We start from the raw sequence: 16866 nt of genomic DNA on the forward strand, positions 1-16866 counted from the left end.
CCTCGTGCGATCGCGTTAATGGGACCCACTGCGTCAGGGAAAACGGATCTGGCTATAGCATTGCATGAACAGTTAGGCGCCGAAATTATTAGTGTCGACTCTGCGTTGGTTTACCGTGGTTTAGATATCGGCTCTGCTAAACCTAGCGCAGATGAGCTTGCGCGCGCGCCCCATCGTTTGATTAACATTCGGGACCCGTCCGAACCCTATTCTGCGGCAGATTTCGCAAAAGATGCGACGAAAGAAATGGCCGATATTGTTGCTCAAGGTAAAACGCCGTTATTGGTTGGTGGCACCATGCTGTATTTCAAAGCTTTGCTCGAAGGGCTTTCAACCATGCCAGCGTCAGAGCCTGCTACTCGCGCGCAGATCGAAAAAGAAGCCGCTGATTTTGGTTGGCCGTATATGCATGATCAGTTAGGGCTGGTTGATCGTGTAACGGCGGAATTGATACACCCTAACCATTCGCAGCGAATTTGCCGTGCGCTTGAAGTGTATCGGCTTTCAGGAAAACCAATAAGTGAGTTCCGTCAAGAAAACAGTGGCGGTCTCTTGCATGAGTATGAATGGACCCAAATTGCGATTACACCTTTTGACAGAACCGTGCTTCATCAACGGATAGAATCGCGTTTTAAATTAATGCTTGAACTCGGGTTTATTTCCGAGGTCGAAACATTGTACCGTCGAGGCGATTTAAATTCGGAATTGCCCGCAATTAGAGCAGTGGGGTATCGTCAGGTATGGGATTACCTCGAGGGTAAGAGTGACTTTTCTCACATGCGAGAGCGGGGCATTATTGCAACTCGGCAGTTGGCTAAACGACAATTAACGTGGCTACGCTCTTGGCCGAACTTAAATTGGTTATATAGTCAGCATGAAAATGGAGAATTGTTGAGTTCTAGTGAAATTGTGATTAAAGCATTGAGAATTTTATCTCCAACCACCATATAATGGCGCGGAGACCTGCTTAATGACGAGTGCAGGATGTTGGGGCGAGAGATTGTGTGATTATTAACATTATCGGTAAGGAAGCCGGTTGATCGTGACATTCTAGCCCGAACGACTATAGTCAATTTATACGCTTACACGGATACTATTGATCTTAAAACTCTATAAATGGTTATAAGCGCGAACTTGGCGTGTTAACACCCGTTTAATGTTTTTTTATTAAGAGAACGTGACTACTTACTTTTGATCCTTACAAGGAGAATACCCATGTCAAAAGGGCATAGCTTACAAGACCCTTACCTTAATGTGCTTCGTAAAGAGCGCATTCCGGTGTCCATATATTTGGTTAACGGCATCAAACTTCAGGGACAAGTTGAATCGTTTGACCAGTTTGTGGTTTTGCTTAAAAACACTGTAAGCCAAATGGTGTATAAGCACGCTATTTCTACTGTTGTCCCTTCACGCCCTGTTCGCGTGCCTATGCTAAATGCTGATGGCACTGGCGATGATCTGGATAATGGTGAATAGCTTCGAGACGCTAAAAGCAGGGGAATAGACGTTGGTCTAGGTCAGCCTATTTAGCTTGGACGTATCTTAGACACTGCTTTTAGCCAACCTCATAGCGGAGAATTACTTGTTTTTTGATAGACCTGATTCTGGTGAATTAGCCATCTTGGTTCACTTGGAGCTGCCAAAGGCAGTAGCGGCTGATGATCCCAGAGAGTTTGAAGAGCTGGTATTGTCGGCGGGGGGAGATCCAGTGGAAATGCTCACTGGCGCGCGTTCTGCACCCCACTCAAAGTACTTTATTGGCACCGGTAAACTCGATGAGCTACTTCAGTTAGTGCGTGAGCACGATGCTGGGTTAGTGATATTTAATCACGAGTTGTCCCCAAGCCAAGAACGCAATATAGAGAAAGAGCTTGAATGTCGTGTGCTCGACCGCACAGGGCTTATCCTCGATATTTTTGCCCAGCGTGCGCGTACCCACGAAGGCAAGTTACAAGTTGAATTAGCTCAGCTTGAGCATATGTCCACTCGGTTGATTCGCGGCTGGACGCACCTTGAACGACAGAAAGGTGGCATCGGTTTACGTGGGCCAGGGGAAACGCAATTGGAGTCTGATCGTCGTTTGTTACGAGCGCGAATTAAGACTATCGGTAAGCGTCTTGAAAAAGTGCGAAAACAACGTGAACAAGGCCGGCGAGCAAGAAGCCGCGCTGATATCCCTACCGTCTCTCTTGTTGGTTATACCAATGCTGGTAAAAGCACGTTGTTTAATGCGATTACTGAAGCGGGTGTTTATGTTCGTGACCAATTGTTTGCGACCTTAGACCCTACTATGCGTCGTATTAATTTACCGGATGTTGGTGGCGCAGTGCTCGCCGACACGGTGGGTTTTATTAGTAATCTACCACACCGCTTAGTTGAATCGTTTCGCGCCACGCTAGAAGAGGCCGCTAGTGCCGATTTGTTGTTGCACGTTATCGATGCCCCGGCGGATGAGCGTTTGCATAATATTGAACAGGTCGATCTCGTTTTAGAAGAAATCAAAGCTCATCAAATTCCGCGTTTACTGGTCTATAACAAGATCGATTTAATGGAAGGTATGGCGCCCAGAATAGATCGCGATGATTTGGGCAAACCGGTCGCCGTTTGGCTTTCCGCTCGGGATTCCCAAGAAGACAGGGCGGGAATAGAGCTATTATTCAAAGCGATATCGGATTTGTTAACGGATGACATGTTCCATGAGAAAGTGAGTTTGTCCGGTGATATGGGTAGTTTACGTGCGCGGTTGCACCGGCAAAATGCAGTGCTTGGCGAATCCTATTTGCCAGACGGTCGTTGTGAAATTGAGATAAGATTGCCCCAAGTGGATCTCAAGCGTATGCTCTCGGCTGAGAACATTGATCTCCAAGACCTTGCGGTTCAACCGCAACAAGATTCAGACGACGAGCGTCTGGCGGTCTAAATCTAACCTATTGACTAGCCTGTTTTTTAACTAGCGTGCTCGTTTCGCGAACGCGTACAGTTGAAAACGGCCAAATCGCCTTTATATCCTCTCAACTAATTCAAAATAATACGGAGTAACTTATGGCTTGGAATGAACCGGGTGGTAATAATAAAGACCCCTGGGGTGGCGGAAAGCGCGGCAATGATGGCCCGCCCGACCTAGATGAAGCCCTGAAAAACCTACAAAAGAAGTTGTCTGGCCTATTTGGTGGCGGCGGTAGAAGCGGTGGCGGGCAAGGCTCTGGTTTTGGTTGGTCTATGGTTGCTCTTGTTCTTATTGTTATCGCGGGAATATATATTGTTCTTGGCTCGGGTATTGTGAACGAGCAAGAGAGGGCCGTTGTATTACGCCTAGGGAATTATCATGAAACTAAAGGCCCTGGTTTTCGCTGGAACCCGCCTTTAGTGGATAAGGTTTATACCATTAATGTGACGGGTGTACGCCAGTGGACCACGTCAGAGCAAATGCTTACTAAAGATTTGAATATTGTTGATATCAAATTGTCAGTCCAGTATTTGATCAACGATGCTGAGCAATTTTTGTTGCGAGTGAAATCGCCTGAAGAAAGTTTAAAGCAAGCAACAAATAGTGCGTTAAGGCATGTGGCAGGTTCGGCTTTGATGCATGCGGTGTTAACCGAAGGTCGAGAGCAGGTTGCTTTTGATGTTCAGGATCGCTTGCAAATGTACCTTGATTCCTATGAAACAGGAATAAGTATTGAAAAGGTGAATATCGAAGATTCTAATCCGCCTCGTGAAGTACAGGGCGCGTTCGATGAAGTGATTGAAGCGAGAGAAGATGAAGAGCGTTTTCAGAATCAGGCGCAAGCTTATGCCAACGGCGTTATTCCTGAGGCGCGTGGTGCTGCACAGCGTGTGTTAGAAGAAGCTTACGCGTATAAAGAAAAAGTCATTGCCGAAGCAGAAGGTGAGGCGAAACGTTTTGAGTATTTACTTGCCGAGTATAAAAAAGCCCCTGAAGTGACACGGCAGCGTTTGTACCTAGATGCGGTACAACAAGTGATGAGTCTAAGTTCTAAGGTAATGGTTGATGTGGAAGGCGGTAATAACATGATGTATATACCGCTCGATAAAATTATGAGCAGTAATCGTCAGCCCGCTGGGCGAGCTATGGACGCCGTTGACATGGACACTTTGACGAATCAAGTGTTAGAGAATATTCGCCAAGAAGAGTCTGGTCTTAATGCGCGTCGTAGGGAGGGGAGATAGTTATGTCCGTAAGAGCCTTTATATTATCCATACTCGCTTTTGTTACCATTGTGATTGCAGCGAATTCAATCTACATCGTCAACGAGTTTGAGCGTGGCGTGCTGTTGCATCTTGGTCGAGTGGCCAATGCTGACTTACAACCTGGTGCGCATTTCAAAATCCCAATTGTACAAGAAGTGCGCAAGTTCGATGCGCGTGTACTGACATTGGATGCACGAGCTGAACGTTTTCTGACTGTCGAAAAGAAAAGCATGATGGTCGACAGCTTTGCCAAGTGGCGTATTATCAATGTAGGAACCTATTACACGGCAACTAACGGTGATGAGGCCCGCGCAAAGCGACTGCTAGAGCAGCGTATTAATGGTGGTTTGCGGAACCAGTTTGCTCAGCGATCATTGCAAGAAGTTGTGAGTGGAGAGCGCGATCAATTAATGACTAACCTCACCAATCAGCTAAACGAATTTACCCAAGATTCTCTGGGTATCGAAGTGGTTGATGTGCGAGTGAAGAAAATTGATTTACCGTCGGATGTGAGTGGCCCGGTATTTAGCCGTATGCGCGCTGAGCGTGAACGAGAAGCGCAGGAACATCGTTCACAAGGTAAAGAGCAAGCGGAAATCATTCGCGCCGATGCAGAGCGTCAACGCACGATCATGCAGGCAGAGGCTTATCGTGATGCAGAGCTACTTCGTGGTGAAGGTGATGCAAAGGCGTCCGGTATCTATGCGGCGGCTTTTCAGCAAGATCCGGAGTTTTACAGCTTTGTTCGTAGTCTGGAAGCTTATAAACAAAGCTTTAGTGGCAAAGAAGACATACTACTGATTGACCCTGATAGCGAATTCTTCCGTTATCTGAAGAATTCAAAAGGCAAATAGCGCTTGAATTCATGGTAAAATCACATAACCGGCTCCGATAGAGCCGGTTTTTTTATGTCTACGGATGATGGGTGGGGCTTCAAAAGTACCCGTCATGCTTAGCGAACAACTGAAATGTTAATGATAAAGGCTTCATTAGAATCCTATGTGGGAAGAACTCGGTAAAGCTGTTTGCCTGATATTGATCATAGAGGGCGTCGTGCCTTTTCTGTACCCTGATCGTTGGCGTAAATTGGTGGCAACCCTAGCGATTATTGATGACCGTCGTTTGCGGATTATGGGTCTCCTTAGCATGTTGATTGGGCTGGCATTGTTGTTAATCACTAATTGAGAATATACACATTATGAGTAGAGTTGACCGCTGGTTGCTGCCAGACGGCATTGAAGAGTTACTCCCTGAAGCGGCTAACAAAGTTGAAGGACTTCGCCGTAGATTGGTCGATACTTTTAAGTGCTGGGGTTACGATTACGTTATCCCGCCTATGGTGGAGTTTACCGACTCGCTTCTCACAGGCTCGGGCCGCGATATTGAACTGCTCACCTTCAAGGTGACGGATTTAGTGTCTGGGAAGACCATGGGTATTCGTGCTGATATGACGCCACAGGCGGCTCGAATGGATGCTCATAGCTTGAAGCGGGAAGGGGTTAATCGTCTTTGTTATGCTGGGCATGTGCTACACACCCGCCCGAAAGCACCTCTAGCATCGCGCACTCCGGTGTGGGCTGGTGTTGAATTGTTCGGTGAGCCAGGTATAGATGCCGACTTAGAAGTGATTAGCTTACTGTTAAGCACATTGCAGGCTGCCGGCCTAGACAAACAGTATATTGATATCGGACACGTGGGTATTTTCCGAGCATTGTCCGAAGCGGCAAGTTTGGACGAAGCAAAAGAAGAAGCGCTGTTTAACCTGCTTCAGGCCAAGGCTACCACGGAAATTCAGCGTTGGGTTGAAGATAATATAGACGAAGAGTACATGCGCAATTGGTTTATCGAGCTTCCAAAGCTGTCTGGTAGCGTTAGTACGCTGGCTCGTGCCCAAGAGGTTTTTGCTGAAGCGCCAGCCGAAGTTGCGGCTGCATTGGACGAACTTGCAGAGCTAGCGAAAGTTCTACAGCCACGTTACCCCGAGGCGCAATTATATTTCGATTTAAGCGAGCTCCGTGGTTATCATTATCATACAGGTATCGTTTTTGGCGCATTTGCGCCAGGATTAGGGGAAGCCATAGCGAATGGCGGTCGTTACGACCATATTGGAGAGGCTTTTGGTCGTCCGCGGCCCGCTACCGGTTTTAATGTCGATCTTACGGCAATAAGTCAGGTGGTAGAGGTTGCCGAAAAAGTTAATGGTGGTATCTTTGCGCCTTCCGTTAGTGATACGGGCGTAGGTACTCGTCAGTGGCAAAAAATATCAGAATTGAGAGCGGCGGGAGAGCGTGTAGTAGTGGCATTATCGGGTCAAACTGAGCCTCTATTGCATCAAAACTGCAATCGAGTGTTAGTCGAGCGTAACGGACAGTTTGAGATAGAATCTGTCTAAACGGTATTGAGCGGTAGCCTAAAGGGGCCGCGTAAAGATTAGTAAAAAAGAGTGTATGCTAAAAATGGGTAAAAATGTTGTGGTTCTAGGCACCCAATGGGGTGACGAGGGTAAAGGTAAAATTGTGGACCTGCTCACTGAGCAGGTATCCCACGTCGCACGATTTCAGGGCGGCCACAATGCGGGCCACACGCTTGTAATTGAAGGTAAAACGACGGTATTGCACTTGATCCCTTCTGGCATATTGCATGACGGCGTTACGTGTTTTATTGGTAACGGTGTCGTGCTTGCGCCTGACGCTTTGATGAAGGAAATGAAAGAGCTAGAAGCACAAGGTGTTCCTGTTCGAGAGCGCTTACGCTTGTCTCCTTCGTGCCCTTTGATTCTTGCTTATCATGTTGCCCTTGATCAAGCGCGAGAAACCAAGCGTGGTGAGGCTAAGATAGGTACAACCGGCAGAGGCATTGGCCCTGCATACGAAGATAAGGTCTCTCGCCGAGGTCTACGTTTGGGCGACTTGCTCAATGCTGACCGTTTTGCGGCAAAACTTAAAGACGTTGTGGAGTACCACAATTTCGCATTGACACAATATTACGGTGCTGAAGCCATAAGCTATGAAAAGGTGTTATCTGAAACGCTTACCTTAGCGAAAGAATTGATCCCGATGATTTCTGACGTGGTAGATGACCTGCATGTTGCACGTGAAGCCGGAGAGAATATTTTATTCGAAGGCGCGCAAGGGTCGTTACTCGATATCGATCACGGCACCTACCCGTTTGTAACATCATCCAATACCACTGCCGGCGGCACCGCCACGGGTTCGGGGTTTGGCCCGCTGTATCTGGATTACGTATTGGGTATAACGAAGGCTTACACCACCCGTGTAGGTTCTGGCCCGTTTCCTACAGAGCTCGAGTGTGAAGTGGGCGAATACTTGGGGGTTAAAGGGCACGAGTTCGGCGCTACGACTGGACGCAAGCGTCGGACAGGTTGGTTTGATGCCGTTGCCGTTAAACATGCTGTCCGCATTAATAGCATGAGTGGCATGTGTCTAACTAAATTGGATGTGCTAGATGGCCTTAAAGAGGTCAAAATTTGCGTGGGTTACCAGAATAGTGCGGGCGAAACTATTAGCATTCCGTGTGACGCCGAAGGGTGGGAAGATATTCAGCCTGTATACGAGAGCATGCCTGGTTGGACAGACTCCACTGTAGGTGTGCAGACGGTCGAAGGGCTTCCGCAGGCGGCACGAGATTACATTAGTCGTTTAGAGGTACTGGTTGGTATAACGGTAGACATTATTTCGACTGGGCCAGACCGAGTTGAAACCATTGTGCTGAGAAGTCCCTTTACTTAAGTTTTTTTGTGTTAGCTTTAACGTGAAAGATTATAAAACCGCTGCTAAGCCAGCGGTTTTTTTATGGGCGTCGATCGAGTGTATTGGATACCTTCAGAATCTTCGCGAGAGTGGTATTGTGGTGTTTATACTCCGTTAAAAGATTAACTATACTTAAAGAGTCTTTAAAGCGTTTTTTATATTGATGGCCGCAGGATCTACTTAGCTATGGATTACCCTCAGTTTGTTGATGATCATGTCTACTTGGATATGGACTCCTCTATACCCGAAACCGACCAGCTCAAAGCTATGCTGTCCAATCTCACGCGAATTCATTTGCTAACCGCAAATAAGTTCGAGGATTTTGACGAGCTTATTCGAGAGTATTTAGTCTCAGGGCTCGAGGTTTTTGGTTTAGAGACGGGGATAGTCAGCCAAGTTACCGAAGATGGAATATACCGTATTTGTGATGTGGTTAGCCCAATTGAACTGTTGCATAAAGGGCAGGAGTTTATGCTTGAGGACACCTACTGTCGCGAGGTCGTTCGAAGCCGGCAAGTACTCGGTTTTCCTGAGGTTGGCAAACTGGACTATATGAACTGTCATCCGGTGTATCAAAACTTAAAGCTAGAGGCCTATTTGTCTGCGCCCATTTTTGTGGGCGATAAGTTGTTTGGCACGTTAAATTTTACGTCTACAACACCAAGACACCGTGGTTTTTCGTTTCATGAGCATAATCTTATTTTGCTTATGGCAAACTCTATGGGTTCCTTCATTTTGTTGCGTAACAAGGAAGATAGGTTAAAAGCGTTAAATGATCGAATTAAGCGCTTTGTCGGTTATGTTGCGCATGATCTCCGCAACCCTTTAGGTTCTATTCTTGGATATGCTCGAATGGGAGCTCGAGAAGGGTTAAGTGAAAAACGCTTGCGTACCATTATTGTGAATATCCAGCGTCCGGCAGAAAGGGCGTTAGAGTTTGTATCGACAATTTTGGAGAATGCCGCCATTAGTACGGGCAAGTTTAGTTTGGTACAGCTGCCCATAAAGACCGAAACACTTTTTAATGAAGCGGTAGAATCTGTGGCGTTATTTGCTGCAGAGTCGGGTATTCAATTTGAGTTGACTGGACAAAACGATGTGAAGGTGTTGTGTGACAGCAAGCGAATCAACCAAAGCTTAATGAATTTACTGGTAAATGCGATCAAGTATTCGCCTGCTAACAGTTACATTCAACTAAATGCCAGCGTTGTTGATCAAGCCTGTAAAATAACCATTAATAATACCATTGGTGAAAAAGACGATAGTGAATCGGTGGAAACGAAAAAGTTATACGGCTCTGTTGGGTTTGGCCTTGATATTGTAAGAGAAGTGTTGGTCGCGCATCAGTCAACGCTATTGATCGAAAATATTGGCCCGAATTATTGTGTCTCATTTTCCTTGCCCGTTGCTAATGGGTGAGCTCTTTTGTATAAACTGTTGCTGTCGTGATAAGTTAAAAATAGGGTTAATGTAAATTTGGCGCTCATAGCTATAGATTTTATTGGTTTGTCTACGCATAAGCTTACAACTGTAGAGTCTAAAGGACCTGTTTTTAGTCCTCAAAGCAGTGTTCAATTCTTCCTATATTCCTAGTTGCTATTAAATAAAACCCTCCCCCCTATAAAAATTTGACAGATTATTTTAATTCAAAAAAAACAAGGGTAAGTGATTGAATTAGAAGGTCGTCAATAAAATAACGCATATACCTATTGGCTTCTTTCCTCTGCCCGCATCAAAAAATTCCTTCCTATACTTTCGAACTGTTAGAGCGCCGTAGTGCAACTGCGCTCGTTAAAATCAGTTATACGTTAATCGCGGAATCAAAGGGAATCCAGTATATGTCTCCTCTGTTGGTAGGCGCGGCGAGTAGCCGACAAGCAAGCAAGAAAATGGTAATTCTGATGAGTGTCATCCTTGTAGGGTGGCTCGCAGGGTGTGATAGCGGTAGTGATGGCAACTCACTTACAGACGTTATCGTTCCGCCAACGGTAGAGCCAACAGACGTTCCCGCCACACCTACACCAACACCTGAACCCGCTGCACCCTTATCGTTTTCGGGTGCTGCAGTTGACGGCCCTATTGCGAATGCCGTGGTGCGAATTTATCGGTTAGATGCTAGTGCGGAAAATTTAGAGGGTGTACTGCTCGACGAAGGCGGTACGGATGCCCAAGCGCAATTTGTTGGTTTAGAGGTTGACGCGGATGAGACCGGCCCCTTCCTCATTGTCGTAAGCGCAAATGACGATACCATTGATCTAAATACAGGTATGCCGCCGATTATCTCGGATGTCCGAACCGTGGTTACCGTCGATCGCATTGGCGATCCCGTCTATATTACGCCGTTAACAACTATGGCTGTAGCACTCGCTGCAGCTAAATCAGATGACGACGGAAGTATAACGGATGAAGAGCTTTTAGACGGATTGGAGGCTGCTGCTAACGAAGTCGTCTCAGCATTAGGGTTTGGAATGAATTCCGATGTGGATATTTTCTCGGTGCCGCCCATGGTGACGAATGATACCGATACTGATGAGGAGCTTGGTGAGGTTTCTGCGTATCGCACGGCTATCTCAGGTGCCGCTGCAGTAATCTTTAGTATTCAGCAGAATACAGAAGGCGCGACTACGGGAGATATTCTGGAGGGTCTAGCCGATGACCTTAGCGATGGCTCTATTGATGGGAACAACAGCGAAAATGAAGTTTTAGAGAATTACGATAGTGATGATGCCACGGTCATTATTGAAACCGATCCCTCAAATTTATTTATTCCCGGCACAAATAATACCGTCGAAGACGTCGAACAGTTACTGAGTGATGAGACGGCCGATACAGGCAGCACTGCAGATACGACCAGCCTAACGGATGGCACGGTCGATACTGATGCTGCACCCGGTGAAGCCGATACCGACCGAGATCACGACGGCGTTATCAATGCCGACGATGCCTTTCCCAATGATCCTAGTGAAACGTTAGATACCGATGGTGACGGCGTTGGTAATAACGCAGACCCTGATGACGATAATGATGGAACACGAGATGCCAACGATGTATTTCCGTTAAACCCAAGTGAGCATTCAGACACAGACGGTGACGGCACCGGCAACGCGGAAGATGATGATGACGATAACGATGGCGTGCTGGACCCAGAGGACGACTTTCCTCTTGATGCCAGTGCTAGTGACGCAACCGACGTGGACGGCGATGGATGGCCTGCCGGCCAAGATCCAAATGATGACGACGCGGATAATCCCGGTATTGCTTTCGTCGATAGCGATGGGGATGGCTTAGGTAATAGTGTTGATTCTGATGACGACAATGATGGTGTGATTGACGAAAACGACGACCTACCTCTTGACCCTACCGAAGCATCGGATTATGACGGCGATGGTTTTGGCGATGGTAAAGATGATGATATTGATGGCGACGGCGTGGCCAACCATACCGACGGCAATGATGTAGTGAATACCCCCCAAACCCAAGCGAGCCCTCGGGATGCCTTTCCGTTCAATGCCTCGGAAAGCCGTGATATGGATCGTGATGGGATTGGTGATAATGCCGACAGCGATGCCGATGGCGATGATCTAATCGACATACACGACCCTGACCCCACAAATCGCGATACCGATGGCGACGGCGTAAGAGATGGTGCTGATGCGCTCCCAGAAGATGGTACGGAAACGTTGGATTCTGATGGTGATGGTGTAGGCAATAATGCTGATAATTGCCGTTTTGTCGCCAATGCTAACCAAGATGACATTGACGAAGACAGCATGGGTAATGCCTGTGACGACGACGACGACGGAGACGGCGTTCCAGATACGGACGACGACTTCCCTCTCGATCCGGGAGCGTCAGAATCCAGTGATGCCGATGGTGATGGTTGGCCTGCAGGTCAAGACACCGATGATAACAATGCCGCAGTGCCCGAGGGTGACTACATCGATAGCGACCAAGATGGCGCCGCCGACACTGGTGGTTTAGCTCCCGATGATGACGACGACAATGACGGCGTAAATGACGAAGATGACGCGTTTGACACAGACCCCACTGAAACGCGCGATTCGGATAACGATGGTATAGGTGATAACGCCGATCCAGACGACGACAACGACAACACGCCTGATAGCGAAGATGCCTTCCCTTATGATGACAGCCAAGCGGCTGACACCGACGGTGATGGCGTAGGCGATAGTCAGGACAACTGCCCGAATACCGCAGGCCCACAAACTGACTTCGACGACGACGGAATGGGTAATGTGTGCGATCTCGATGACGACAATGATGGCCATGCCGATGATGACGATGGGTTCCCGCTTAACCCGGAAGAATCGATGGACACCGATGGCGATGGGATTGGAAACAATGAAGACAGCGATGATGACGGTGATGGCGAAAGCGACGAAGCAGAAATGGAAGCGGGTACCGACCCTCTACACCGCGATAGTGATCGTGATGGCAGTGATGATGGCAGCGATAACTGTCCCTTAGTGGCCAATGCTGATCAGTCTGACACTGATGAAGATGGGATAGGTAACCTCTGTGATGATCCACCCGACCTATCAGGCTATTACCTTATGGACATCACTGTCAGCGTGGCCGAATCTGACGTGGCTGAAGGCTGGGAAGATATTGCGGCGCAAGACTGCGATAGCGCCGAAGGTAATATGACGGCTGAAGTGGCACTCGTTTCCCAAATGGGAACAGAGTTCAAACTGCATTTTGCCGAAAATGAATTTGACGGCGAAGACGCTGGCGAAGGCACGGTGAACGCGCTTGGCCAGGTGGTAATAGAAGATCATGGCGAGCACCGTATGCCCACAGGCATGATGGAAGAATTCCATCTCACTTTCCAGGGCCTTAATAATGCGGCCACGGGTGTCATTAGCGGAACGGTAGAAGAAGAGCGGCAAGTGACTGAAGCCGACGGTACGGCAGTACTATACTGCTACACCATGATGGCTGTGACCATGACGCCTATGCCAGAAGTGAGCTCATCGCTCGTATTGGATGCCGACGGCGCCGACGGAGGATTCTTCACCTCCGGCAGTGATTCGTGGTACGACGATATGGATGGCCATCATCAGATCGAATTTTGGTACGACCTGCTAAGCAGTGAAGGAGAAAGCAGCTTTGTCTGGAATTCTGAAACGGGCGTTTGGGAAGCCTCAATGATGGACGATGACAGAGGAGGGCTTGTGTTGACCTCTGCCGGTTGGATGGAGGCCTCCGAAGATATGAGTGTTGATATCGACGGTGACGCTGCTGTTGTGTCACGCATGAGTGCCGGAGGAGTCGCCATACAGTCGTGGATGGTAAGTGCTTACTCGCTATCGGCTGAAGGTAAACCAATGGCAAACCTAGTTAACCGTGACTGGGTGCACGAAGGTTTGATTGATCCTTTTGCAACGTTTGGAGCAGGGGTGAACGCCCTTGCAATAGCGGCGCAAAGCCAAGCTGATACTTATGAGGTGTTCTGCGGTGAAGATGATTGGGCCGGCGTGCAATTGGGTTGCTTAAATTGGATGGCCGCAAGTTGGGAGCCGCCTGAAAGCGAAAACTCACCGGTACTAGCGACCGCACTATCAGACGTTATACACGACTCTGATAGCAGTATGATGGCCTTCTGGCAAGGTATTTGGGTGGCTCGAGAAGAGTCGTCCGGCGGCGAGGTAAGGGCTTACTTACAAAGTGATGCGCCGTCTGGTGCCGAGGGCACAACCGGTACTGCAACCTTTTACTTTGCCGGTGATGATGGCGTAATGGAGCCGTTAATGGACGCAGACGGACAGGCCATTATGACCGGTTGGGCAATATCGGACCCTCTCAACAATGACACGGACTTAATCCTATCGTTTGAGATGCCTGAAATGCTTAGGCATGAGTTTGATACACCCAGTGATGATGCGGCCGTAATTCTAGCCGTTGTCGAAGACACTGATGGCGTAGGCTATGTGCGTGAAGGGCGTATGCGCGCGGCGGGTGAAATGTACCGCAACGCAGGGCTGAACGCTGTTGGCGCTGAAGCCGCACTGGCCAATTTTGACTACGAAATGCCAACACCGGAGCCCACTCCAGAGCCAACACCCACGGCTGAACCTACACCCACGGCTGAACCTACACCCACGGCTGAGCCAACACCAACCGCTGAACCAACACCCACGGCAGAGCCAACGTCCACACCGACGTCAGAGCCCAGCGGTACGCCATCTCCGGAACCTATGGGTGATCGCGATGGAGACGGAGTAGACGACGGAATGGATAACTGTGTCCTAATCGCAAACGAAGACCAAGCCGACACTGACCTCGATGGCTTGGGCGACGTGTGTGATATGACGGTTGAAGAGGTATTCGGTGTGTATCTAGCCGAATTAACTTTTACCGATACAAGTGAAGATTTTGATCATGACACCGGTGCCTGTGTTGCGTCCGAAGACGATACGTTCTTCCTCGAAACACATATGGAAGGCAATCAACTGTTTATGCACATCATGGGCGAAATGGAGGATGAAGGGCTCGGTGCCATCATGGACGCGAACAATGATTTTGTTTTGGTTGGCGGCCCCGATTTCACCGGTACCGGAACATTCTTACCTGCCACGAACAGCTTTACCTTTATGTTCAGTGACAGCTATTCCAGTGAAGACGGCACTATTCAGTGCGCAGCCGCTGGCACTGTAACCGCAACGCCACCAGATGCCGTGGTAGAAAGCACGGCCATGGCTAGCGGTGTGAGCTGGATGGAAGCACACATGTGGGACAGCACTGGTGACGGTGTCGACGATCAAAGCGAGTATGAATATGGGACCATAATGGTTGATGCGTTAGAGGTCGTGAGCTCCTGGAATGACGGGTTAGGAGAGTGGGTTGAGAACCCTGCTTCCGACACGGACAAAGAAGGGTTCCTGACGGACAACGGCATAGGCTTTGCTGATGATCTAATTGTCGTAGACGGTTTTGTCGACTCGACTGCAGGTGAAACAGCGATTATAAAAATGACCTCCGATGGTATCGCTGCCGATTACCAAATCATGCATGTAGAGTTAGAGTCATTCACTCTTGCAGGCATGCCGGTATTAAGTGTGGCACCCGATTTTTCTGCGGGTATTGGCGACACGCTTAATTTTAGTAATGGTGCCATGGCCTATGTAGCGCACATACAAACTCAAAATGATACGTACCGGTTCTGGTGCGATGACGATCACGATGAATGGTTTATGGACAACCTTGAATGCGACAACATTGTGGCCCTTGATTGGGTAGAGTCGTCAACCGATCCTTCCGATTTCGACCCCGTGCCTGCGCAAAGCCTTGACGCCGTGATCAACACGCTCGATGCTGTCTCAGCGGGCACGGCGGTAGGAGGGGTGTGGATAGGCGAAGGCTCTGACGCTATGGGTGGCTTCGACGTGCAAGCGTATTTTGCCTCGGAGAATGGCAATAGCACGGATGCATCGCAATTCGTAATGTTTGTGCGCCATAACCATGGCGGCGATCCGTCGAGTATTGTCGGTGAGGGTGCGGTTACCGTGTCCTCAATGGGTGGTCTTACGGTGATGAGCTTTGACGTTCCAGAGAGTTTAATGCCCATAGTGCATATTGATATGGACGAAATGGAACGTTTTATTTTTGTTGAAAGCGAGATTGAAACCGGCGGCGCAACCTACGTGCGCCAGGGTGCTATCAGTCGCGGCGGAGTAGCCGAAACGGCCATTCTCTTCAACCCAACGGCGCGGGATGATATCGTGAATAACTTCAGCCCCTTCTAAATGTCGTTTATAGGCCCGCCAAATTAGTCGGTCTTATCGCAATATAGTAATGCTCGCCCCATGAGGGCGAGCATTTTTTTTGTCTGAGGGAAAATGCGGATCTACTGCGAGATGATGCGTGTCAGGCTATCGTCGAGTAAATTGATATCGATACGAGTTTCGTCAATTAAGTAAAAGTGATTGGCCCCCGCAATTATTAAGTGCTCACTCGTATCGCCTGCAGCATTGGCAGCGGCGCTAAAGTTTTCGGAAATAGCGGGCGGTACAATCGTGTCGCGGCTGCCGCTTAGCAGAATGCTGGAGCTACCATTGGGCAGCATATGCATCGGCGAGGTGCTCAGCAGTCGCTCAGAAAACTCTTCTGGATTAAGGCTAGATTTATGTATTATTTGCTCAGCGCTATTGCCGCAGGCGCCAGATTCTAGATCACCAATCCCCCCCAACGTAAGCGTGCCTTTAATGCGAAGAGGATTTTCGTTGTAGAGAGGGCTATTATCCGAAAGTGTAGAACGAGCGCTTAACCATAATGCAAGATGACCTCCGGCGCTGTGTCCCATGGCCGTAACGGCGTCCTCATTAAGAGGATAGTGCTTGGCAAGGTGCCGAACATAATCCGTTGCGGCAGCCACATCCTCGAACATCGTCGGCCATTCACCGCCATTGCCTAGTCGCCTGTATTCAATATTCCACACCGCAAAATGTCGTTCGGCCAACGCAAATGAAAGCCCCTCCTGTAAATCCAGCGTGTAGCTTGATTGCCAGCAACCGCCGTGAATCATGACGACCACGGGTAAAGGTTCTTGTGAATCAGCGGCTAAATAAAGGTCGCCGAACTGTGCATTATCAGTGCCCCACGGTATGCGAACTTTCGTCACGTTTGGCGTAGGGTTTGGCAATCGAGGCTCGGGGCTAAGCTCTACGGTGGGTGATGGGCTTAGCACCTGAGTAGCAGGCTCGGAAGACGGTTGGGTTGGGTCACGTTCGCTGGCTTGCTGGCCTCCGCAACCACCGAGAAGCCCTATGACGAGAAGAAAGGGGGTGTAGAGAGACCTAACCATAAGAATTTCCGTATTTTGAGCAGAATTAACAGTAAATACGTCAAAAATTGCACAGTGGAT

The 16866-nt window shown here is 48.7% G+C and carries 11 protein-coding genes; 10 read left to right on the forward strand and 1 reads right to left on the reverse strand.

Features of this window, described 5'->3' with window-relative positions; translation table 11 throughout:
* The first annotated feature begins 18 nt into the window (after window positions 1-18).
* From miaA to H5647_RS07080, 10 genes are all read left to right on the forward strand, one after another.
* On the forward strand, window positions 19-951 hold the full coding sequence (miaA, locus tag H5647_RS07035) for a tRNA (adenosine(37)-N6)-dimethylallyltransferase MiaA (protein WP_121495418.1): 933 nt from the start codon (window positions 19-21) through the stop codon (window positions 949-951).
* A gap of 264 nt (window positions 952-1215) precedes the next feature.
* On the forward strand, window positions 1216-1476 hold the full coding sequence (gene hfq / locus H5647_RS07040) for an RNA chaperone Hfq (protein WP_045857412.1): 261 nt from the start codon (window positions 1216-1218) through the stop codon (window positions 1474-1476).
* 106 nt (window positions 1477-1582) lie between these two features.
* Window positions 1583-2920, forward strand: a complete 1338-nt coding sequence (hflX, locus tag H5647_RS07045) for a ribosome rescue GTPase HflX (protein ID WP_045857416.1) — start codon at window positions 1583-1585, stop codon at window positions 2918-2920.
* 122 nt (window positions 2921-3042) lie between these two features.
* Window positions 3043-4191, forward strand: coding sequence for an FtsH protease activity modulator HflK (hflK, locus tag H5647_RS07050; RefSeq protein WP_045857417.1), 1149 nt, complete (start codon window positions 3043-3045; stop codon window positions 4189-4191).
* A 2-nt stretch (window positions 4192-4193) separates the two neighbouring features.
* Window positions 4194-5066, forward strand: coding sequence for a protease modulator HflC (gene hflC, locus H5647_RS07055; protein WP_045857419.1), 873 nt, complete (start codon window positions 4194-4196; stop codon window positions 5064-5066).
* A 145-nt stretch (window positions 5067-5211) separates the two neighbouring features.
* Entirely contained in the window at window positions 5212-5397 is a 186-nt protein-coding gene (locus H5647_RS07060; protein WP_045857421.1) for a DUF2065 domain-containing protein, read from the forward strand.
* Between the two features lie 13 nt (window positions 5398-5410).
* Window positions 5411-6604, forward strand: coding sequence for an ATP phosphoribosyltransferase regulatory subunit (locus H5647_RS07065; protein ID WP_045857423.1), 1194 nt, complete (start codon window positions 5411-5413; stop codon window positions 6602-6604).
* Window positions 6605-6668: 64 nt separating this feature from the next.
* Window positions 6669-7961, forward strand: a complete 1293-nt coding sequence (locus tag H5647_RS07070; RefSeq protein ID WP_045861175.1) for an adenylosuccinate synthase — start codon at window positions 6669-6671, stop codon at window positions 7959-7961.
* A 207-nt stretch (window positions 7962-8168) separates the two neighbouring features.
* Window positions 8169-9401 (forward strand): GAF domain-containing sensor histidine kinase, encoded by a 1233-nt coding sequence (locus H5647_RS07075; protein WP_045857425.1) that lies wholly within the window; start codon window positions 8169-8171, stop codon window positions 9399-9401.
* Window positions 9402-9820: 419 nt separating this feature from the next.
* Complete coding sequence (locus H5647_RS07080; protein ID WP_052691915.1) at window positions 9821-15748, forward strand: thrombospondin type 3 repeat-containing protein; 5928 nt, start codon at window positions 9821-9823, stop codon at window positions 15746-15748.
* Between the two features lie 101 nt (window positions 15749-15849).
* On the opposite strand, the gene H5647_RS07085 is transcribed toward H5647_RS07080, so the two are convergent.
* Window positions 15850-16806, reverse strand: coding sequence for an alpha/beta hydrolase (locus tag H5647_RS07085; protein ID WP_162926314.1), 957 nt, complete (start codon window positions 16804-16806; stop codon window positions 15850-15852).
* Between the last annotated feature and the right edge of the window lie 60 nt (window positions 16807-16866).

It is taken from the genome of Teredinibacter purpureus, assembly GCF_014217335.1.
GTDB lineage: Bacteria > Pseudomonadota > Gammaproteobacteria > Pseudomonadales > Cellvibrionaceae > Teredinibacter > Teredinibacter purpureus.

Coding starts and splice junctions, on each gene's coding strand:
- H5647_RS07080 (WP_052691915.1), top strand. CDS start 9,821: ATGTCTCCTCTGTTGGTAGGCGCGGCGAGTAGCCGACAAGCAAGCAAG.
- H5647_RS07070 (WP_045861175.1), top strand. CDS start 6,669: ATGGGTAAAAATGTTGTGGTTCTAGGCACCCAATGGGGTGACGAGGGT.
- hfq (WP_045857412.1), top strand. CDS start 1,216: ATGTCAAAAGGGCATAGCTTACAAGACCCTTACCTTAATGTGCTTCGT.
- miaA (WP_121495418.1), top strand. CDS start 19: ATGGGACCCACTGCGTCAGGGAAAACGGATCTGGCTATAGCATTGCAT.
- hflK (WP_045857417.1), top strand. CDS start 3,043: ATGGCTTGGAATGAACCGGGTGGTAATAATAAAGACCCCTGGGGTGGC.
- H5647_RS07065 (WP_045857423.1), top strand. CDS start 5,411: ATGAGTAGAGTTGACCGCTGGTTGCTGCCAGACGGCATTGAAGAGTTA.
- H5647_RS07075 (WP_045857425.1), top strand. CDS start 8,169: ATGGATTACCCTCAGTTTGTTGATGATCATGTCTACTTGGATATGGAC.
- H5647_RS07060 (WP_045857421.1), top strand. CDS start 5,212: ATGTGGGAAGAACTCGGTAAAGCTGTTTGCCTGATATTGATCATAGAG.
- hflC (WP_045857419.1), top strand. CDS start 4,194: ATGTCCGTAAGAGCCTTTATATTATCCATACTCGCTTTTGTTACCATT.
- H5647_RS07085 (WP_162926314.1), bottom strand. CDS start 16,806: ATGGTTAGGTCTCTCTACACCCCCTTTCTTCTCGTCATAGGGCTTCTC.